Source organism: Salmonella sp. NW884 (assembly GCF_051700745.1).
GTDB lineage: Bacteria > Pseudomonadota > Gammaproteobacteria > Enterobacterales > Enterobacteriaceae > Salmonella > Salmonella enterica.
In genome coordinates this window covers 501,034-519,619 of record NZ_JAMMDE010000001.1, presented here as the reverse complement: position 1 = coordinate 519,619, position 18,586 = coordinate 501,034, and the positions used below count along the sequence as shown (strand labels likewise).

The window sequence follows — 18,586 nt, the reverse complement described above, 5'->3', positions numbered from 1 at the left end:
CACTTCATCTTTTAAGCCACTTTGAGGCGACTTGAATGGTGTTGTGTATTGAATAATCAGACCGTCAGCGGCAGTCGCTGCTCGATAATGCCGCCACCCAGGCAGACTTCGCCGCTGTAAAAGACAGCGGACTGGCCCGGCGTAACGGCGGCAACCGGCTCGTCAAAAATGACCTCGATACGATCGTCATCCAGCGCGTTAATCGTGCACGGAATATCGGTCTGGCGGTAGCGGGTTTTTACCGTACAGCGCAGAGTGCCGGTGAACGGTTCGCGATCGACCCAATGTAGCTGCTGGGCGATGAGGCCTACCGACATCAGACGTGGGTGCTCATGCCCCTGGGCGACAATTAACACATTGTTTTCAACGTCTTTATCCACCACATACCAGGGGTCTTCGCTACCGTCTTTGGTGCCGCCAATCCCCAGCCCTTTACGCTGACCGAGCGTATGATACATCAGACCCTGATGCTCGCCGATTTCATCGCCGTCAACGGTAATGATTTTCCCCGGCTGCGCAGGCAGATAGCGCCCTAAAAAGTCGCGGAATTTGCGCTCGCCGATAAAGCAGATACCGGTAGAATCTTTTTTCTTGGCGGTTACCAGCCCCAGATCTTCGGCGATTTTACGCACCTGCGGTTTTTCCAGCTCGCCAACCGGGAACAGACTTTGCGCAATCTGCTCATGGCCAAGCGTATAGAGGAAGTAGCTCTGATCTTTGTTACCGTCGAGTCCGCGCAACAACCGGCTTTTGCCGTTTACATCCGCGCGGCGAACGTAGTGACCGGTGGCGATATAGTCGGCGCCTAAATCTTCTGCGGCAAATTCAAGGAAGGCTTTAAATTTGATCTCTTTATTGCACAGAATATCCGGGTTCGGCGTACGGCCCGCTTTGTACTCTTCAAGGAACAGTTCAAAGACGTTATCCCAATATTCTGCGGCAAAATTGACGGTATGCAGTTCAATGCCAAGTTTGTCGCACACGGCCTGCGCGTCAGCCAGATCGGCTGCCGCGGTACAGTATTCCTCACCATCGTCCTCTTCCCAGTTCTTCATGAACAGGCCTTCTACCTGATAACCCTGTTGTTGCAACAGCCAGGCGGAAACGGAGGAATCGACACCGCCGGACATGCCGACGATCACTTTTTTTGGGCTTTCTGACATTGGAATACTCGCGACATTGAACTTCAAGGCGGCGTATTCTATCACGCAGCCCTTTACTTGACACCCTCTGTAAACGGCCAGTTAAATTCGCCCACTATGGATAAGGGGTAACGTTGTCCCGTTTGATAACTGCGAATGCTTTCAGCCACCAGCGGAGAACGTAAATTCGGTGCGTTCAGAATCTCGTCGGCGCTCACCCAACGGCAGCAATCGATGTCATTGTCATGGGGGGCGGTCGCGCAAATATGATCAAGCTTGATAGCGAATAAAAAGCGCAGGAACGGGGTTTTATCCGGCGCAATCCACTGATGCATACGGATAAAATACTGTGGTTGCGCCGTGATGCCAGTCTCTTCCCACAGTTCTCGCGCGGCGGCCTGCGCCAGCGTTTCATCTGCCTCCAGGTGTCCGGCAGGTTGATTCCATAACGATTTACCGTTGATGGTCTCTTCCACCACCAGAAATTTATCTTCGGCATGTACGATGCAGGCAACGGTCACGTGCGGCTTGAACATAGGCATCCTTATTAAAGCGGTTTATCAATGTGGTCATAGATCGCGTCAAGCTGTTTCAGACGCTCGTTATAAGCTTTTGTCAGGCAGGTGACATCGGCCTTGCACTGCTGACGCTGTTTAAGCCAGCTCTGCTGGGCGTCCTGCAGCGCGCCGCGACTGCCCATCGCGAACAACCCTTTTAGAAACTGATATTTGGTGTGCATTTCCACGTCTTTATCATTCAGCGTCAGGTGCGCGCAGATAGCCTTTTCATCCGCAGCCTGCGCTTTCTGGCAGTCGAAGCTGGCCGCATTGACGGATAGCGGTGTTAATAAAGCAAAAGCAATGAGAAGCCGTTTCATCTGTCTTTCTCCTGTACGATCTCGCGCCACTGTCCATTATCGAGGCCGTTGAGCGTGTAGTCGCCCATGCTGTAACGAATTAATCGTAGCGTTGGATGACCGACATGCGCTGTCATGCGTCTTACCTGGCGGTTGCGGCCTTCATATAAGGTGACTTTTAGCCAACTGGTGGGAATATTCTTCCGTTCGCGAATCGGCGGGGTGCGCGGCCACAGCCAGTCAGGCTCCGCGACAATCTCAATACCGGCGGGTAGGGTAGGGCCATCGTTGAGCGTGACGCCAGTACGAAGCGCCTGCAGCGCTGCATTATCCGGGATGCCTTCTACCTGAACATAGTAAATCTTGCCGGTGCGCTTGCCCGGTTGCGTGAGGCGCGCCTGCAGCGCGCCGTCATTAGTCAGCACCAAAAGCCCTTCGCTGTCGCGGTCCAGGCGGCCTGCGGCATAAACGCCTTGCACAGGAATAAAATCTTTTAACGTGCGGCGACCTGCTTCATCCGTGAACTGCGGCAACACATCGTAAGGTTTATTGAACAAAACCACGCGTTTTGGCTGGTTTTCTTTCCGTGATTTAGATGCTTGTCGTGAGCTGAATCGCTTAACGTAGTGATTTCTAAAAGAAGTTTTTTGCATGGTGTTTTCAGAACTTATTAATTGCCGCATTATAGCGCAATAATGAGTGTCTTTCATGGCGGCAAACAATAGGGTAGTATTGACATGCTCATTACAAAACATTAACAAAAAATTGCTCTAACGCAGTCGTGCAGCAGGACGCCATTGCACATGCAGCGCGATGACAGACGAGCAAACCAGAAGCGCTCGAAGGAGAGGTGAATGGAAAGCAAAGTAGTTGTTCCGGTGGAAGGTAAGAAGATCACCCTGCAAAACGGCAAACTCAACGTTCCTGAGAATCCGATTATCCCGTTTATTGAAGGCGATGGTATCGGTGTTGATGTCACTCCAGCCATGCTTAAAGTGGTCGATGCCGCCGTCGAGAAAGCCTATAAAGGCGAGCGTAAAATTTCCTGGATGGAAATTTACACCGGAGAAAAATCCACACAGGTTTACGGCCAGGATGTCTGGCTTCCCGCTGAAACCCTTGATTTAATTCGTGATTACCGCGTAGCGATTAAAGGTCCGTTGACCACGCCGGTTGGCGGCGGTATTCGCTCTCTGAACGTTGCCCTGCGTCAGGAGCTTGACCTGTACGTTTGTCTGCGTCCCGTTCGCTACTATCAGGGCACGCCAAGTCCGGTGAAACATCCGGAGCTGACCGATATGGTCATCTTCCGTGAAAACTCTGAAGACATCTACGCCGGAATTGAATGGAAAGCTGACTCTGCAGACGCTGAGAAAGTGATCAAGTTCCTGCGCGAAGAGATGGGCGTGAAGAAAATTCGCTTCCCGGAGCACTGCGGTATCGGTATCAAACCGTGTTCTGAAGAAGGCACTAAACGTCTGGTTCGCGCGGCGATTGAATACGCTATTACCAACGATCGCGATTCCGTTACGCTGGTACATAAAGGCAATATCATGAAGTTCACCGAAGGCGCGTTTAAAGACTGGGGCTACCAGTTAGCGCGCGACGAGTTCGGTGGTGAGCTTATTGACGGCGGTCCGTGGCTGAAAATTAAGAACCCGAACACGGGTAAAGAGATCGTGGTTAAAGACGTTATCGCCGATGCGTTCCTGCAACAGATCCTGTTGCGTCCGGCGGAATACGACGTTATCGCCTGTATGAACCTGAACGGTGACTATATTTCCGATGCCCTGGCGGCTCAGGTTGGCGGTATCGGTATTGCACCGGGTGCGAATATCGGCGACGAATGCGCGTTGTTTGAAGCGACTCACGGGACTGCGCCGAAATATGCGGGCCAGGATAAAGTCAACCCAGGCTCCATTATTCTGTCTGCGGAGATGATGCTGCGCCACATGCAGTGGTTCGAAGCGGCGGATCTGATTGTTAAAGGTATGGAAGGCGCGATTGCCGCGAAGACCGTGACCTATGACTTTGAACGCCTGATGGAAGGCGCTAAGCTGCTGAAATGTAGTGAGTTTGGCGACGCGATTATCGCGAATATGTAATATCGATAATTGTTAAAATAAAAACGGGGACTTAACGTCCCCGTTTTTATTATTAGTCTTCGAACGGTTATCAAAATTTTAGCAAAAAAAATTATCAAAACTTCCTCAATTCAGACCGCAATAGTAATCCATTCTTTACCCCAATCGTCGTGGTAACGTGAGACCCCCTGAAAGCTGATAGTTACCGATTTTGATTGTGGTGGTTTTCTTTATGATGTGTGGTTTGGCTATTTTTTGAAAGTGCCTTACCAGATTTATTGTTATTATCAGGGGATTATTTCAATAAAAGGTGATGATTTATTGCCTGCAATAGTGGGTAGATTAAGCATTTTATGAAATTATTAGTGTCTTTATTTGCACTTCTACAAGGCTGTTAAGAGGTGTTGAAATATCAGCCTGGTAAAGAATACGTCAGCGACAGTGAATGCTATATTAGTCATAAAAATTCAGGAGACATATGCTCAAACCTATCTTCTACAGTGGAAGTGTGAAGGTTCCGGAATATCTGGAAACAGATAAGGAAAAAAATGTCGGACGTACTCCTCTATCTTCAGACATTCAGCAAATTAAAAATTTTGTTGAAGATGTTCCGCCATTTCCAGAAAGCAGAGCGGTGAGCGGTTCTGTAAGCGCAGCGTACAGGCTTTCTTTTGACGAAGTGTTTTGCGGTCTCAGCAATGAAGAGCGTAAAAAGGTGTATGGTCGCCTTTTTGGAAAACAAGTACTTGCGCATATTCATTCCAGGTGTCAGCGCGACGCTGACATAATAAGAGAAAAAGCGCTCAGGCGGATAAGCCGTGAGTGTGGTGCCGAAATAGATTGCGCTCTCTTGCTAAATAAGATAGTGGATATTTTACAAAATGCCCGGCTGACAATAAATTTTAATGCAGCAAAAATTGACTTTGTCTCTCTCTTAAAAAATAAAGAATATCTGAACTCTTATGCATTAGGTTGCAGACCAGGCGATTTACCCGCTTATAATGTCGGACGTGATTCAGTTGAAACTAAAGCATTTGAACTGGAGAAGCTTGCCGATTCACCTTATGCCCCATATGGTCAGACAGGCGGTTTTTCCGTAGCATATACTCCCAACAGTAGAACTTTTAGCCCTACAAGCAGACCAATTTATGCTGCACTGGACTTTCTGAACGGTGAAAATGGAGGTGCCAGCGCCTATGGGAAATCATTTTTTGAATTAAATGATAATGTAAAAACAAACTGTACATTCTCACCTTTTGATATCTACGGCCACAGATTTGGTCTGGATACGAGTAAATTATCTACATTTTGGCATATGGAGAACCTGATTGCATCCTGTCAAAATGATTTTTTTGGTTATAATTGCTTTAAGAGTTTGGTTAAAATGGCTAAGGGCGAAAAATTTTTAGCTCATTCTAATTATGGTAAAGGCTATGAAGGGAATTATATAGAAGCTCATATTCATGGTGATGTATGTTTATTCAGAGATATCAAACACGTTTATTTGTCTTTGCAAGAAAACTCTTACTCGGAAAGTCAACTATATGATTATGCAAAACAAATAAACCTGGCGCTTAATAGAGACTGCATAATATTATATTGACAAGCTTGTTATCAGGCTCTTTAAAAGAGCATTAAATGAGCATGAGCGCATACTTCTTGAGGTAGGCAGTAGCTGCTATATTTTTATATTTATTAGCTTAGGATCAATCTGGCAGATACCTGGGTGGCGCTCCAGTATGGCCTGGCAAAATAGAGGAATATGGACCAGCAGAAGCGCCTGCTGGCTACTTTTCACTTAAATCGCTGGACTTCACCGGCGCTTCAGATGAAGCGACCTTCACAGTCATCAGGTGTCCTGTATTACCACAGGAGTGATTTACTGGCTATCGATATTCCTGCTCATCAGGTTTTTACGCCATCTACGCATATTTATTCTGCTATAAGTTGAAATACTGCAAAAAATATTAAGGCTTATTATTTTTTATTTAAGTAAATTTTCGTTCAACAAACTTAATTTTTTATTCAATGCTGATGAAGCATGAGTTATGCTGAAAATGAGGAAAGTTAACAGCAAGGATAATCTTAATATTTACGGGTGATATTATGAGACATTGTGTATTTTTCCCATTGCTTCTGGTGCTGTCGGCTACAGCCTTTTCGGCATCGGCGATGGCTGCCAGTGATTCAAAACCCCCACCAGATAATACAAAACACGTCTTCGATGGCCGGCCGTCAGGCCCCGAAGCATTTATTCGCCCAGGCTGGTGTGACCATTATCCAGCAGGTGAGGTGACGCCACCGGGGTGGTGTCTGGTTTGTGGTTGTTAATTTTTACAGAAAACTATATCAACTATATCAGGATTGAGGGTACATCTAGCTATTATGTTTCATCAGCTCATCCTGAACTGAATATTACTTCAGGCTGGTGTGTTTTATTAACGCCAGCCTGATTTTTCATAGCATCATATTACTGGCTTACAGGCACATCAGGCCAGTCAGGTTTTGATATGTCCACACGGTTTACCAACACCCTGTATTTTTCCATTCGTCGCTCATCATCTGTTGCCATCAATGACAGTATTGCGCTCTTTCCCGTACATTGCTCTCCCGACCAGCGCACGGTTCAGTACATGACAGTCCTCTTGCTCTTCGCTACGCCTAATTTTTTGTTTTTTAGTTGCTCTGTTTTATTGCGCTGAATTTGTACCTCAAAACAATAATTTTAAATACTTATTTGAATATTTTTTTTATGATTTTTTCACGAAATGAGTAAAAAACAAAATGAAGAATGATATAAATAATTAATGCAATAAAAAATGATATCACACCAATTGATGGTCCTGTTTTGTATACGAATAACATGCATAAAAATATAGCAAATAGGTCAAGGGAAATATCCGCGATGAAATCAGTAATTATTTTGAAAAAATTCTTCATATTATTTCTTTAAAATATCTATTTTATTCATCATTTTTAGGTCGGGCAGTGCTCGAAATTCTCACGTACAACGTATACGCTCCGGTTTCTGCGCGCTGCCCGGCTTCACACTGGCTCCAACAAGTACGCCCACTGGACCAGGTTCCTGGCGTCACATAACGTCACCTGTTTATCCACAAAAGGCTCAATAAATAAACATTTTGAGCACGAAAAATTACAGTGTCAGAGAATGAAATGGCGATTCGCTGTCTTCAAGCAGTGCTTTAGTACCTTGCACGCGTTCTTTCGCGCTATATTCTTTTATTACTGAGCCAAGAATACCGTCCAGTCGGCCATTCCACTCTAAATACATGATAAGATAAGAAGCGCTGAGTTGCTCCCATGATGAGAATTGTTGCTGAATGAGTCCGCCGATAGTATTTAAATATTCTCTTGTTTCGTTCTCATCGATGTATCCAAGCGAAAAACTAATGCGCGTTAGCCAGGATGCTCTGACAAGATCGAACCCGGTTATCGGGCAGCTATCAATATCAGAGAATGATAAATCATAGCTTTGTATATATTTGATGTATTGATCTTTGTTTTCAATTGCATCCAGGTAAATGGTTGAACAAGAATTTGCATTGGCAATTAATTTTCGCAATACCTTGCGCAGTGATTTATCGTCATTAATTTCCCATGAAGCTTCAACAAATAGTTTTTCATCTTTAATGATTTCAGCATTACTCATATCAAGTTGTTCGAGCGAGTTCGTATAAGTCACCCCCTCTTTTTTACTTGATGTTTCAGTGATTAAATATAGTGATTCAGAGCAGGCCGCTCGTTTTTCATTGTCTGAATTTAATGGGTAGATAGGATTTGAATTGTATAATTTACTGATATTAAATACGGGAATTTCTTTTCTACCGTGTAGTATAATAAGATATTTGGCAAGCTCAAATAAAGAGTATAATGCCAAAATTCCCACTATTGCATAGATGGTTATCTGACTTTCAATAACGTTAAATTGCCATTGAATGAACAAAAAAAGGATAAGTGCAATAAATGGGCGAAACTTTTTTATCAACATGAAGGCTATTCCTTAGTAAAATTTTTATCAATGTTTGTATCGCCTGCTATTTTTTAAACGTCTGCTGTATTTCGTTCATCTTTTCAGCTGCTTTTTTACGCTGACTTTCAATGTCTTTTCTCGATTGTTCAACAAGTTGCTGTGCTTTTTCGGCTTCTTTTTTTGGGTCGAAAGGTTCTTTGATCTCATATCCGGCAATAGAACCATCCTTATTTAAGGTCATTACCGCACGTGCTGTATTTTTAGCAGTGATGGTAATGTCATAGACGAATTCGCCATTATGAGCTATCTCTGCTCGTACAACGATATCGCTATCTTCCGTAACGGAAATGATGCCACTGGCGTTAGCGCGTTTAATTGTTTCCTGAATACGCTCTGGTATAATGCTGAAATTGATCGAGTCGAATTTGAATAAAGCCTCTTTTAGTGCTTCTTGTTTTTGCTCCTCTGTTATAGTGCCAAAGATGGTTAAGTTGACAGGCGAAGGCCCCCCCCAGTAGCCGTTGTTAAATTTAAACATCTCTACTTTAGCAGGGGTGTTAACGCTCTGTCGAATGAATGAATACCCGCTCTTGAAGAAACGGACTTCAATAATCGCAAGATTGGCTCCACCTTTTGCGTTGATATTGGCAATAGCTTTTTGCATTTCGGCTTTGTCGTAAAAGAACATTGATTGCTGGTGCTCTTTTTGCTGGATTTCTTGCATGTATTTCTCTTGATTTTTTTCAGCTTCCGCCATGGCATCTTTATCGTTATCACAGGCGCTAATTAGAGTTGCCGCGATGAAGGTAATCGGAAGTAAGAGATTTTTATATGTAACATGTATCTTATTCATGTGAAGTATTTCCCTTTTTTATATAAAATAGATGCCTTGACTGGTCGAGACTATCCTGGAAACATAGTAATAATGCGTGTGCATATCTGCAGTAAGTTTTAGTTATGCTGGTTTTATTTCGGATTTTCACCTGTTACTTTTTGTTTGTAAATAGGTATTTTACGTATTGATGATAAGTTTAGAACCTATCCCAGTAGGCGTAATCGTTAAAGCCAGTTTGGCGGATAAAAGAGTCTAATGAGATAGGCTCTTAATAAACAAAAAAACCAAACGTACTTTCAGAGTTCAGGCTGGAATGCGCATAGCTGATTGTTGATAAGGGCTACTCATACAGACAGGCCAGTGAAGCGATGAATGTCGGTTCCACATACCGCTCTGAGGTATCAACAACGACATGTTCTGAGTGGTGGCGTTTGCGTTATATCGTCACAGACAGCGCCTCAGGGCGCTGTTTTCGATCGGACATGTCGCTTTCGCAGGAGGGGACGTTATTCGGCGACCAGCCACATATCAGCCTCTTCAAACATCTCTTCCAGCATACGGTGCAGCCGTTCTTTCTCGGTTTTTGTACAGTCACTGTTTAATGCGTTCGCCTGCATTGGCTTAACTTTCACTTGCGCATCGGGAAAAAGTTGATGTACGCGTTTTGTGAGTTCATTGAGGATGATTTCGCGTGCGCCTGGCAAACCTTCAACATTTCGTTTGTCATAAACGAGTTCGACGAACATCGCCATTTCCTTTTTACTGGTTGGATAACCAGTATTTAAGCTGGGTATATAACCGGTGTCAAGGTTTAGCCGCCGTTTTGTCATCCTGACGTTGCGGACGTAAATGAAATTGACCGTATATGGAAGTAAAGGTCGCTAACCTGTTGTCGTGTCATGAGGTTAGCGGCTCTCTCTTCACAGCGGTGTCCTGCTACCTGATGGTAAATTCCAGGGCGCGACTAAAATCGCAATCGGCCAACACAACAGGGTCGCCTTTTCTGACAATAATGCTATTTGTGCCCAGGCATTTTCGGCTCTGTTTCCCCTTAATTTTGTTATCATCAGTGAGCCAGCGCTGGTTATCATTACCCGTGCATGAATAAAGAATGATTGGCGTGCCTTCTTTCGTCCCCTGTCCTGCAGCATCCAGACATTTCTCACCCTGCGTGATTCTATCTCGGTGAAATGAGAAAAGCTGAGATTGCACATGTTTACACTCCCGCAGCGTCAAACGATTCTGTTGATCTGAGCCTGTATCAAGGCACAGACCATCAGTTGTCCGAATTTGTTCCGCGTCATTTATGTAATAACCACCGGAATTGATTTGGTTTTGTGTAATGACCGGGAACGACAAATTAATACTATAAGGTGCGGGTAAGCCGTTCGTCGTACATCCACATAAAATAGAGGAGAGGCAAAGAACCAGTGTGGTTTTTCCTGAAAGCAAAGTCATTCAATTATTACCCTAAAAATAAATAGCGTTACAACTATATTGGCGATTTATACCCACTGAATATGACGTAGCATTGAGCGGCAATAGAGATAATTCCGATAGAATCACATAAATACTTCGGTTAAACGCGCGCAGTCTGCCACTCCTGTGACGATGGGTATATAGCGTTAAATACTTTTGCAATATTAGATGCTATCACAGTGAAAAACGGCTGTACATTTCTTCACGTTAAACAAAGTGAAAAGGGGAGGGACACCCGATATATGATAAAAGAGGTCACAGGAGTCATTAGCAAAATAAATCCTTTAGATTTTCGCCACTGAAAACATTCTGCAGCCTTTCAGGCAAAGCCTCATAGCAGACTGCGGAGGTATACGGGCTCGCTAAATTTTTCTGAAAAAATGCAGAGTGACGAATTATGAAAGATAAACGTTGGCGGCGGTAGGTCCGCGGAGGCCATTAATACGACAAAACTCAACGCGTATACCGGGGATAAGCGCTTCTGTTTCGTGTTGGCGACATGCTGAAATGTGGACCTGAACATCTTTGCGTCCATCGGAGGGGGTGATGAGACCTTTACCGCTCTTACAATCAAAGGTTTTGACAATTCCTGTCATTTTACGAGACAAACAAATTCCTTAATGGGGATAACGAGGCGCACTATACACGTCAGGAAAAATAATGCCAGCTATATTTGATGGCAATCAAGATTTCCGGACGGCTAAAAGTAGTCGTTCGGCACCATTGTAGATAAATAACATTATGTTCTGGAGAAAGTATTCCCTTTCCTGGCGTCGTTGGTTGGTGCGGACATCATGGGTTTTGCCGTCGGGCAGGATGGTGAACTAATCTGCCTGGCTTGCTTTTTATCGGTATTTGTAGGTGGTTGCGGGGTTTTACTACCAAAATCGTAGATAAAAATTTCCCATGATGCCTGTTGTAAACCAGAACAATGGTCTGAACTGGCCAAAACATGGAATGAAAAAATAAGTAATGACCAAAGCATAAAAGCATGATATTTCATAGCACCTCCTGTTATATGTAATAACTTGTGAAGTTCATCTCCTGAATTATGGAACGTCACTGGCATTTTTTATTCAACGAAGAGTTAACCACTCTTAATAATAATGGGTTTTATAGCGAAATAGACTTTTTTATCGAGCATTTAATATTTGCGTCCGTTATTATTTTTCTGGAATGTAAATTCTCTCTCAACACAGGTGATATTTATGTTGGTATTGTGGTGTTGATTCTATTCTTATAACAAGAAATGTTGTAACTGATAGACATATTAAAAGATTAAATCGGAGCGGGAATAAATCGTGCTAAGCATCATCGTGAATATGATTACAGCGCCTGCGATGGCATATAACGGTATTGTGGCTGAAGCTTCACGTGAGGACTGTGAAGCACAATGCGATATGTTCTGGTTATATGGTGAGTTTGCTTAATGACATGTTTTTAGCCGATCGGCGTCAGGTTTCTTAATGTGGTTGTGAGGTTTTTGCTTTAAATATCAAAAGGTTGTATGGATTATTTGTTGTCCTGTAGTGGCTAAACACTTTATGGTTTCTGTTAAATATATATGCGTGAGAAAAATTAGCATTCAAATCTATAAAAGTTAGATGACATTGTAGAACCGGTTACCTAAATGAGCGATAGAGCGCTTCGGTAGTAAAAATATCTTTCAGGAAGTAAACGCATCAGGAGCGATAGCGGTGAATTATTCGTGGTTTTGTCGATTCGGCATAGTGGCGATAACTGAATGCCGGATCGGTACTGCAGGTGTTTAAACACACCGTAAATAATAAGTAGTATTAAGGAGTTGTTATGAAAAATATTATTTTATCCACTTTAGTTATTACTACAAGCGTTTTGGTTGTAAATGTTGCACAGGCCGATACTAACGCCTTTTCCGTGGGGTATGCACAAAGTAAAGTTCAGGATTTCAAAAATATCCGAGGGGTAAATGTGAAATACCGTTATGAGGATGACTCTCCGGTAAGTTTTATTTCCTCGCTAAGTTACTTATATGGAGACAGCCAGGATTCCGGGTCTATTGAGTCTGAAGGTATCCATTACCATGACAAGTTTGAGGTGAAATATGGTTCTTTAATGGTTGGGCCAGCCTATCGATTGTCTGACAATTTTTCGTTATACGCGCTGGCAGGTGTCGGCACGGTAAAGGCGACATTTAAAGAACATGCCACTCAGGATGGCGATTCTTTTTCTAACAAAATTTCCTCAAGGAAAACGGGATTTGCCTGGGGCGCGGGTGTACAGATGAATCCGCTGGAGAATATCGTCGTCGATGTTGGGTATGAAGGAAGCAACATCTCCTCTACAAAAATAAACGGCTTCAACGTCGGAGTTGGATACCGTTTCTGAAAAGCATAAGCTATGCGGAAGGTTCGCCTTCCGCACCGCCAGTCACAAAACAGGGCTTCTTTACCAGTAACACGTACCTGCCTGTCTTTTCTCTCTTCGTCATACTCTCTTCGTCATAGTGACGCTGTACATAATATCTCACCAGCATAAGCACAGATAAAGGATTGTGGTAAGCAATCAAGGTTGCTCAGGTAGGTGATAAGCAGGAAGGAAAATCTGGTGTAAATAACGCCAGATCTCACAGGATTCACTCTGAAAAATTTTCCTGGAATTAATCACAATGTCATCAAGATTTTGTGATCGCCTTCGCATATTGTACCTGCCGTTGAACGACTACTGAAAAGTAGCAAGGTATGTATTTTATCCAGGAGAGCACCTTTTTTGCGCCTGGCAGAAGTCCCCAGCCGCCACTAGCTCAGCTGGATAGAGCATCAACCTCCTAAGTTGATGGTGCGAGGTTCGAGGCCTCGGTGGCGGTCCAATGTGGTTATCGTATAATGTTATTACCTCAGTGTCAGGCTGATGATGTGGGTTCGACTCCCACTGACCACTTCAGTTTTGAATAAGTATTGTCTTGCAATCCTGTTACAGAATAATTTCATTTATTACGTGACAAGATAGTCATTTATAAAAAATGCACAAAAATGTTATTGTCTTTTATTACTTGTGAGTTGTAGATTTTTCTTATGCGGTGAATCCCCCTTTGCGGCGGGGCGTCCAGTCAAATAGTTAATGTTCCTCGCGAACCATATTGACTGTGGTATGGTTCACCGGGAGGCACCCGGCACCGCAATTTTTTATAAAATGAAATTCACACCCTATGGTTCAGAGCTGTTTTTTTACATCAGGTGGGCAAGCATAATGCAGGTTAACTTGAAAGATACGAGCAATAACAGAAACCAGTGATTTCGTTTATGGCCTGGGGATTTAACCGCGCCAGAGCGTATGCAAGACCCTGGCGCGGTTGGCCGGTGATCGTTCAATAATGCGAATATGAATGGTTACCAGCCGCTGCGAATTCTACCTGGGTCACTTAATAAAGCAAAACATTTAAACACTCAACAACGACAATTCAGACAGTTCGAACTTTTCTTTAAAAATAGGATTAACCATGTTTAAAAGTGGTTACTAATTAGCCATTATCCTACGGTAGTGATTCACATATTCTTTAACGTTACGTTACAGGAAGGTTGAAGTGGAAATGCCTGATGAGCCTTCAGGCATTTCTGAAGGTTAGTTAGCTAAGGAACAGTTACTGAGAACAGGTTTATCATCACCTTCCACCAGTTCAGCCGTTTTGCCTTTGGTATAAAGTTTATAAGTATAATTTTTGTCTATGGCTTCGTAATTTGCTCCGGAGGCCATTTTCATTAACCGCATCGGGATCATCTCGTTTACCTGACTGATAATCGCATAGGCGTTTCCAGCCTCGGTGTTGACGTAAATCACCTCCATAACCTGGTTATCATTACAGGTGTATATAGATTTAGAAATCTCCTGCGAAGCTGCTATAGAGGTGGTACTGGCGCTAAGCGCAGCGAGAAAGAGGGTACATGGGATCAATTTACGTTTCATCATTAGTATCCTTTGTGCATAAAATTGTCGTTAATTCCCTGAAGAACGGGAGATAAAGCGGCATCAATACGATGAATGCTGTAGTATTCCTGTTTACTGACGAAAAGTGCGCCAGAAAAGCGTATTATAATTTATCCATCACTGATATATGTGATGAGTAGACAAATCTTAAAATCATAAACTATAGGCTGCAAATCATTATGGCGCGATAGAAAATGATTGTCACCACTGCTCAATACTATGGCATAAAAACCGAAGAAAACGGTACTGTTCACTGTCTCGTTTCATACGGTATCTGTCAGTGAAACTATTTCTTCAAATGATGGTCTTTTTATTATCGATCAGATAATGGCATCAACAGGGGTTATTCAGGAGTATATGTGAAAAAGTGGCTTATAGGAGGGATATTGATCGCAAGTTTTCTGACCGGTTGTCTGATGTGGCACAACATTGATAAATGGTTTAATAAAGATATCGAAGTTTTCTACGCCGGAGACGATAACTAAAACTCCTGTCAGTTGGCAACGGGTGTCATATCTTCAGGTATGGCGCCCGGAGTAGCCGGGCGCAAATTGTAGGTGTATAAAAGTCATTTCATTAAAATTTTAGCGACAACATGGACAGTCACTACCGCGTGCTAGCGGCCCTCTGAAGTCACAAGATGAATAAGCCAGTTTTTTGTTTCAGCGGTGACTGAAACATATTTTGTTCCTGGTGGGCTTACCGCCAGTTGCTGAAAAAGACAACGATGATGTAACTGTTGCAGAGACTGACGAATACGACGACCGTGAATTTTATTTTTGGCGACCATATTTCCTCCCAAAAGGCCGCCCGAAGGCGGCGCTGGGTTTGATAATGGAGAAGGGCGTTGGTCACTGCCATAACCAACCTGTATACACTAATGCAATTGATAATCATTATCAATTCTGCTGATGAAGAAAAATTGTAAAGATGAAGGGACAGCGGAAATGGCAATGAACGGGATGAGACTTTTCGTTAACTACTTAAATTCGTGACTAAAAAAAGGCTTTTATAGACTTGAAAATGTTTTTTCCGTCCCTATGTAGTCAGTGGACAAGCAATGCTTGCCTTGATGTTGAACTTTTGAATAGTGATTCAGGAGGTTAATGATGGCACTCAGAACCTTGTCAGCACTTCCCGTGTTTGCTGATTCTCTTTTCTCTGACCGTTTCAACCGTATTGATAGACTTTTCAGTCAATTAACAGGAGATACGCCAGTCGCTGCGACGCCAGCTTACGATCTGCAAAAGCGCGATGCGAATAACTATCTGCTTACCGTGAGCGTTCCTGGCTGGAAAGAGGAAGAGCTTGAAATTGAAACGGTTGGCGGCAACCTGAATATTACGGGTAAACACACTGAAGAGACGGTAGAGGATCAGACGCACTGGATTTATCGTGGTATTCGTAAGGCGGATTTCCAGTTGAGTTTTTCTTTGCCTGAACATGCTAAGGTGAATAATGCGAAACTGGAACAGGGCCTCTTGTTGGTCGAGATTTACCAGGAGATCCCTGAAAGCGAGAAACCGAAAAAAATTGCCATAGAATGCAAACCAAAGGCGATTGAACACAAATCATAATCGCGTTAATAGAGGCCCGTTTAGACGGGCCTTCATTGCCTGTAGCGAAAAGTATCCCGTCATGCTTGTAGGCACAGATCGCTAAATATTATAGCCCTGACCTCTATATTATCCCGTGCCACTGACCTCGTCGCCATTGGACGGCGGTAAGTTGGAATTATCCGCGAGGTCAGTCCAATTTTTGTCCACTCTCGACATTCTGCCTGTTATGGGCGCGATATCTGAACATAAATTCGTATAGCAGTTCATCGTTTTCATCGCGTTGATGCTATTTCTGCTAACACTACTTTCATACATAAAAAAGCTGATGCTTTTTACCTTATTTAATAGAGGCAGGTATGAAATTAGCGCTCGTCAATCGGCAGGTCATTTTACCGGAAAGCAGAACCGAGTCCTTCCAGTGCCATGCCTCTACGCTTGTTCGCTTACCGTGCGGTACGCTCGTGGCCGCATGGTTCGCGGGGTTGCGCGAAGGAAGCGAAGATACAGCCATCTGGCTATCTCGCTATGAACATAATATCTGGACAACACCGCAGCGAGTGGCGGCACGCGAGGGGGAAGCGCACTGGAATCCGGTGTTATTTTACCCGTCGGATAAATTGTGGTTATTTTATAAAGTAGGCAGCGACGTACACGTGTGGAAAACCTGGTTTATCACCTCCAGCGATCGAGGATTTACCTGGAGTACGCCAGCTCCGTTGGTCAACGGTGATATTTTGCCGCGTGGTCCCGTGAAAAATAAACTCCTGCTGGCATCAAATGGCGCCTGGATTGCGCCAGGGTCGATTGAAAGTCCTGAACGGTGGAGGGCATTTGTGGATCGATCCTCTGACGAAGGAAAACACTGGAATATCTCTTTTGTTCCGCTGGAGCCTGATAACGCTATTTCCGGGACAAACGTAGCGTTGTGGGATGGTGTAAAAAAGGGGATGTTGTGGGAATGTTGTCTGGAAAACCTCCTGCGCTGGGATGGCGTTATTCAGCCTACGCTGTGGGAGTCTTCTCCGGGGCATATCCATATGTTGTTACGAAGCACACGCGGGGCAATTTTTCGCAGTGATTCAATCGACTATGGCGCTACCTGGTCTGTTGCCCGCGCGACATCTTTACCGAATAATAATAGTGGTATCGATCTGGTTAGTATGCAGGACGGTACGCTGATTCTTGCGTTAAATCCGGTCAACGGCAACTGGGGAAAGCGCTATCCGCTTTCACTGATTGCTTCCCAGGATAATGGCGAATCATGGCTACCGCTACTGGACCTGGAAAGTGACCACGGTGAGTATTCTTATCCCGCTATTATTAGCGAGGGCGGCGTCGTACATATCACCTACACGTGGAACCGGAAAAATATCGTATATTGTCGATTACAAACGGTATAAGGCGCTATCAGTCGAAACCGATAGCGCTGGAATAATAATGCCTTGCCCGGCGTGCTCTCTCACGTCGGGATGGCCGAAATAGTCATGATTTACCGGGTAACATCCTTGAAAATGTATCGTCTTTTTGTATGTAATGGTGAAACAACGCCGCTGCTGCATGCATGGCAATCAGGAAATAGCCGATATTGGCCAGCATTTCATGAATACGCTTTATATCCGATTTTAGGGTGCTATCTGGCGTCAAAAATACCGGTACAGTAAAACCAAAAAAGCTCCAGCTTTTCCCGCCTGATGCCATCATCGCGACGCCCAGCAGCGGTAAGGCGAGAAAAGTGAGATAAAGCGCGATATGCATTAATTTAGCGGCTACGTGCTGCCAGTGAGGAGGGGGAGGCGTAATGACCGGATCCGGATATTTGTGTTTAAGATATAACCGTAAAAACATCAGCGCCCAGACCAGAACGCCCATATCATAGTGCGTGTCTTTCATAAACAGGTAAACGCTGGAGCCTTTTGGCGTCCACCCTCGTAACTCAATAGCAGCATATGCGATGCCTGTCAGGAGCAGTGTTAACCAGTGAAGCGTTATTTGCAGTCTTGAGAAATGTGCCATTATTATTATCCTTTATTAACAACTGCTTGTAGAGTATGCGTAAAATCTTAACAGAACCTTAAAGCGGGGGCTGAGTCGCAAGGAACAGACAGAGATAGCGGCACGTAAAATGGGATAAAAAGCCGGCGGCATCGCCGGCTTACTGTTGTTATTGTCCTCTTACGACAACACAGGTTTTACCATAAAACGGATATGAGCCTGTAGTTTCATAATCAACACTCGACACTAAAGAAATATCGCCCGCTTTTTTCGCTGAATCAATAGATGCGTCGCCGGTATTTACAATACCCAATACCGTTTGCGCACATGCTTTACCGGTTTTGGTTGCCGGGAGACTCGTGGCAGTAATTGGCCCTTTAACATCCGTATATAAGCCAATCCCTGTCGGTGATGGTCCTGTAGCACACCCCGTTAAAAGAGAACCAATAAAGATAATTGAAAAAATGTGTTTTTTATTTGTCATGGGATTAGTCCATTATAAATTAATAGAAAACTTACCGTCCGAAAATGTCCGGACAGTCATTTAAAAAGTTGTGTATATTAAATATGCGATATTACTCTTTGCACCCTCCTGTTGATGTCGTACCTGATGGACAAATATCCGTTGAAGCCGGATATATTCCCCATGCCGTGTTTTTATAACTTGCGCATCCTGTCAGCAATG

Annotated in this window: 22 protein-coding genes, 1 tRNA gene and 2 pseudogenes; 9 read left to right on the top strand and 16 right to left on the bottom strand. The window is 44.0% G+C overall.

What is annotated here, in order from left to right; all coding sequences use genetic code 11:
* Positions 1-56: 56 nt before the first annotated feature.
* The 4 genes from mnmA to rluE are packed head-to-tail and all read right to left on the bottom strand — an operon-like array spanning position 57 to position 2,681.
* Complete coding sequence (gene mnmA, locus NA197_RS02675; RefSeq protein WP_000004540.1) at positions 57-1,163, bottom strand: tRNA 2-thiouridine(34) synthase MnmA; 1,107 nt, start codon at positions 1,161-1,163, stop codon at positions 57-59.
* Positions 1,164-1,216: 53 nt separating this feature from the next.
* A complete protein-coding gene (locus tag NA197_RS02670; RefSeq protein ID WP_000476064.1) occupies positions 1,217-1,678 on the bottom strand; it encodes an NUDIX hydrolase in 462 nt (153 codons plus the stop codon).
* An 11-nt stretch (positions 1,679-1,689) separates the two neighbouring features.
* Positions 1,690-2,019, bottom strand: coding sequence for a lysozyme inhibitor LprI family protein (locus tag NA197_RS02665; protein WP_000825956.1), 330 nt, complete (start codon positions 2,017-2,019; stop codon positions 1,690-1,692).
* A complete protein-coding gene (gene rluE, locus NA197_RS02660; RefSeq protein WP_023233928.1) occupies positions 2,016-2,681 on the bottom strand; it encodes a 23S rRNA pseudouridine(2457) synthase RluE in 666 nt (221 codons plus the stop codon). Before rluE ends, NA197_RS02665 begins: the two co-directional genes overlap by 4 nt.
* Before the next feature lie 171 nt (positions 2,682-2,852).
* On the opposite strand from rluE, the gene icd reads away from it, so the two are divergent.
* Both icd and sopF read left to right on the top strand, forming a co-directional pair.
* Positions 2,853-4,103: an NADP-dependent isocitrate dehydrogenase gene (icd, locus tag NA197_RS02655; RefSeq protein WP_000444508.1), complete on the top strand. Its 1,251-nt coding sequence runs from the start codon at positions 2,853-2,855 to the stop codon at positions 4,101-4,103.
* A 457-nt stretch (positions 4,104-4,560) separates the two neighbouring features.
* Positions 4,561-5,685 (top strand): type III secretion system effector SopF, encoded by a 1,125-nt coding sequence (sopF, locus tag NA197_RS02650; RefSeq protein WP_058115935.1) that lies wholly within the window; start codon positions 4,561-4,563, stop codon positions 5,683-5,685.
* Positions 5,686-5,976: 291 nt separating this feature from the next.
* On the opposite strand, the pseudogene NA197_RS02645 reads toward sopF, so the two are convergent.
* Positions 5,977-6,159: pseudogene (locus NA197_RS02645) on the bottom strand (hypothetical protein); the annotation flags it as partial.
* A gap of 29 nt (positions 6,160-6,188) precedes the next feature.
* Between NA197_RS02645 and NA197_RS02640 the strand changes: the two are divergent.
* Positions 6,189-6,413, top strand: coding sequence for a PagK family vesicle-borne virulence factor (locus NA197_RS02640; RefSeq protein WP_367301558.1), 225 nt, complete (start codon positions 6,189-6,191; stop codon positions 6,411-6,413).
* Positions 6,414-6,552: 139 nt separating this feature from the next.
* Here the strand turns inward: NA197_RS02640 and NA197_RS02635 are convergent.
* From NA197_RS02635 to pagD, 8 genes and pseudogenes are all read right to left on the bottom strand, one after another.
* Positions 6,553-6,654: pseudogene (locus tag NA197_RS02635) on the bottom strand (tail fiber assembly protein); the annotation flags it as partial.
* Between the two features lie 161 nt (positions 6,655-6,815).
* Positions 6,816-7,022 carry a hypothetical protein gene (locus tag NA197_RS02630; protein ID WP_000787625.1) on the bottom strand — a complete coding sequence of 69 codons (207 nt, stop codon included), beginning with the start codon at positions 7,020-7,022 and terminating at the stop codon, positions 6,816-6,818.
* A 214-nt stretch (positions 7,023-7,236) separates the two neighbouring features.
* On the bottom strand, positions 7,237-8,091 hold the full coding sequence (locus NA197_RS02625) for a DUF1266 domain-containing protein (RefSeq protein WP_064043268.1): 855 nt from the start codon (positions 8,089-8,091) through the stop codon (positions 7,237-7,239).
* 46 nt (positions 8,092-8,137) lie between these two features.
* Positions 8,138-8,926 carry a putative envelope lipoprotein EnvF gene (gene envF, locus NA197_RS02620; RefSeq protein ID WP_064043267.1) on the bottom strand — a complete coding sequence of 263 codons (789 nt, stop codon included), beginning with the start codon at positions 8,924-8,926 and terminating at the stop codon, positions 8,138-8,140.
* Positions 8,927-9,414: 488 nt separating this feature from the next.
* Positions 9,415-9,654: a virulence protein MsgA gene (gene msgA / locus NA197_RS02615; protein ID WP_000497451.1), complete on the bottom strand. Its 240-nt coding sequence runs from the start codon at positions 9,652-9,654 to the stop codon at positions 9,415-9,417.
* 190 nt (positions 9,655-9,844) lie between these two features.
* A complete protein-coding gene (locus NA197_RS02610) occupies positions 9,845-10,366 on the bottom strand; it encodes an RICIN domain-containing protein (RefSeq protein ID WP_011233071.1) in 522 nt (173 codons plus the stop codon).
* Positions 10,367-10,782: 416 nt separating this feature from the next.
* The gene (gene cspF / locus NA197_RS02605; RefSeq protein ID WP_001537306.1) at positions 10,783-10,995 is read right to left on the bottom strand and encodes a cold shock-like protein CspF; all 213 of its coding nucleotides are present in this window, start codon (positions 10,993-10,995) and stop codon (positions 10,783-10,785) included.
* Positions 10,996-11,126: 131 nt separating this feature from the next.
* On the bottom strand, positions 11,127-11,390 hold the full coding sequence (gene pagD, locus NA197_RS02600; RefSeq protein ID WP_064043266.1) for a virulence protein PagD: 264 nt from the start codon (positions 11,388-11,390) through the stop codon (positions 11,127-11,129).
* A gap of 806 nt (positions 11,391-12,196) precedes the next feature.
* On the opposite strand from pagD, the gene pagC reads away from it, so the two are divergent.
* Together pagC and NA197_RS02590 are read left to right on the top strand one after the other, a co-directional pair.
* Complete coding sequence (gene pagC, locus NA197_RS02595) at positions 12,197-12,754, top strand: virulence membrane protein PagC (protein ID WP_048590760.1); 558 nt, start codon at positions 12,197-12,199, stop codon at positions 12,752-12,754.
* A gap of 404 nt (positions 12,755-13,158) precedes the next feature.
* A tRNA-Arg gene (locus tag NA197_RS02590) sits at positions 13,159-13,235 on the top strand.
* Positions 13,236-13,987: 752 nt separating this feature from the next.
* Here NA197_RS02590 and NA197_RS02585 read toward each other — a convergent pair.
* A complete protein-coding gene (locus NA197_RS02585) occupies positions 13,988-14,332 on the bottom strand; it encodes a c-type lysozyme inhibitor (RefSeq protein WP_064043265.1) in 345 nt (114 codons plus the stop codon).
* A gap of 377 nt (positions 14,333-14,709) precedes the next feature.
* Here NA197_RS02585 and NA197_RS02580 point away from each other — a divergent pair, with 377 nt between their 5' ends.
* The 4 genes from NA197_RS02580 to NA197_RS02565 all read left to right on the top strand — a co-directional run bounded on the left by NA197_RS02580 (position 14,710) and on the right by NA197_RS02565 (position 17,309).
* Positions 14,710-14,835 carry a lipoprotein gene (locus tag NA197_RS02580; protein ID WP_000758947.1) on the top strand — a complete coding sequence of 42 codons (126 nt, stop codon included), beginning with the start codon at positions 14,710-14,712 and terminating at the stop codon, positions 14,833-14,835.
* Between the two features lie 199 nt (positions 14,836-15,034).
* Entirely contained in the window at positions 15,035-15,262 is a 228-nt protein-coding gene (locus NA197_RS02575) for a hypothetical protein (protein ID WP_077909976.1), read from the top strand.
* 197 nt (positions 15,263-15,459) lie between these two features.
* Positions 15,460-15,927: an Hsp20 family protein gene (locus NA197_RS02570; protein WP_064043264.1), complete on the top strand. Its 468-nt coding sequence runs from the start codon at positions 15,460-15,462 to the stop codon at positions 15,925-15,927.
* 338 nt (positions 15,928-16,265) lie between these two features.
* Complete coding sequence (locus tag NA197_RS02565) at positions 16,266-17,309, top strand: sialidase family protein (RefSeq protein ID WP_064043263.1); 1,044 nt, start codon at positions 16,266-16,268, stop codon at positions 17,307-17,309.
* Positions 17,310-17,391: 82 nt separating this feature from the next.
* Here the strand turns inward: NA197_RS02565 and NA197_RS02560 are convergent, their stop codons facing one another.
* Positions 17,392-17,922: a cytochrome b gene (locus tag NA197_RS02560; protein ID WP_064043262.1), complete on the bottom strand. Its 531-nt coding sequence runs from the start codon at positions 17,920-17,922 to the stop codon at positions 17,392-17,394.
* A gap of 148 nt (positions 17,923-18,070) precedes the next feature.
* The gene (locus tag NA197_RS02555; protein WP_000182479.1) at positions 18,071-18,385 is read right to left on the bottom strand and encodes a TRL-like family protein; all 315 of its coding nucleotides are present in this window, start codon (positions 18,383-18,385) and stop codon (positions 18,071-18,073) included.
* Positions 18,386-18,586: the final 201 nt, after the last annotated feature.

Bases quoted from the DNA above. Each gene is read 5' to 3' on its own strand.
- pagD (WP_064043266.1), bottom strand. From the start codon at position 11,390: ATGAAATATCATGCTTTTATGCTTTGGTCATTACTTATTTTTTCATTC.
- NA197_RS02665 (WP_000825956.1), bottom strand. From the start codon at position 2,019: ATGAAACGGCTTCTCATTGCTTTTGCTTTATTAACACCGCTATCCGTC.
- NA197_RS02640 (WP_367301558.1), top strand. From the start codon at position 6,189: ATGAGACATTGTGTATTTTTCCCATTGCTTCTGGTGCTGTCGGCTACA.
- NA197_RS02555 (WP_000182479.1), bottom strand. From the start codon at position 18,385: ATGACAAATAAAAAACACATTTTTTCAATTATCTTTATTGGTTCTCTT.
- NA197_RS02565 (WP_064043263.1), top strand. From the start codon at position 16,266: ATGAAATTAGCGCTCGTCAATCGGCAGGTCATTTTACCGGAAAGCAGA.
- NA197_RS02670 (WP_000476064.1), bottom strand. From the start codon at position 1,678: ATGTTCAAGCCGCACGTGACCGTTGCCTGCATCGTACATGCCGAAGAT.
- pagC (WP_048590760.1), top strand. From the start codon at position 12,197: ATGAAAAATATTATTTTATCCACTTTAGTTATTACTACAAGCGTTTTG.
- NA197_RS02625 (WP_064043268.1), bottom strand. From the start codon at position 8,091: ATGTTGATAAAAAAGTTTCGCCCATTTATTGCACTTATCCTTTTTTTG.
- msgA (WP_000497451.1), bottom strand. From the start codon at position 9,654: ATGTTCGTCGAACTCGTTTATGACAAACGAAATGTTGAAGGTTTGCCA.
- NA197_RS02610 (WP_011233071.1), bottom strand. From the start codon at position 10,366: ATGACTTTGCTTTCAGGAAAAACCACACTGGTTCTTTGCCTCTCCTCT.
- envF (WP_064043267.1), bottom strand. From the start codon at position 8,926: ATGAATAAGATACATGTTACATATAAAAATCTCTTACTTCCGATTACC.
- mnmA (WP_000004540.1), bottom strand. From the start codon at position 1,163: ATGTCAGAAAGCCCAAAAAAAGTGATCGTCGGCATGTCCGGCGGTGTC.
- NA197_RS02560 (WP_064043262.1), bottom strand. From the start codon at position 17,922: ATGGCACATTTCTCAAGACTGCAAATAACGCTTCACTGGTTAACACTG.
- NA197_RS02585 (WP_064043265.1), bottom strand. From the start codon at position 14,332: ATGATGAAACGTAAATTGATCCCATGTACCCTCTTTCTCGCTGCGCTT.
- rluE (WP_023233928.1), bottom strand. From the start codon at position 2,681: ATGCGGCAATTAATAAGTTCTGAAAACACCATGCAAAAAACTTCTTTT.
- icd (WP_000444508.1), top strand. From the start codon at position 2,853: ATGGAAAGCAAAGTAGTTGTTCCGGTGGAAGGTAAGAAGATCACCCTG.
- sopF (WP_058115935.1), top strand. From the start codon at position 4,561: ATGCTCAAACCTATCTTCTACAGTGGAAGTGTGAAGGTTCCGGAATAT.
- NA197_RS02630 (WP_000787625.1), bottom strand. From the start codon at position 7,022: ATGAAGAATTTTTTCAAAATAATTACTGATTTCATCGCGGATATTTCC.
- NA197_RS02570 (WP_064043264.1), top strand. From the start codon at position 15,460: ATGGCACTCAGAACCTTGTCAGCACTTCCCGTGTTTGCTGATTCTCTT.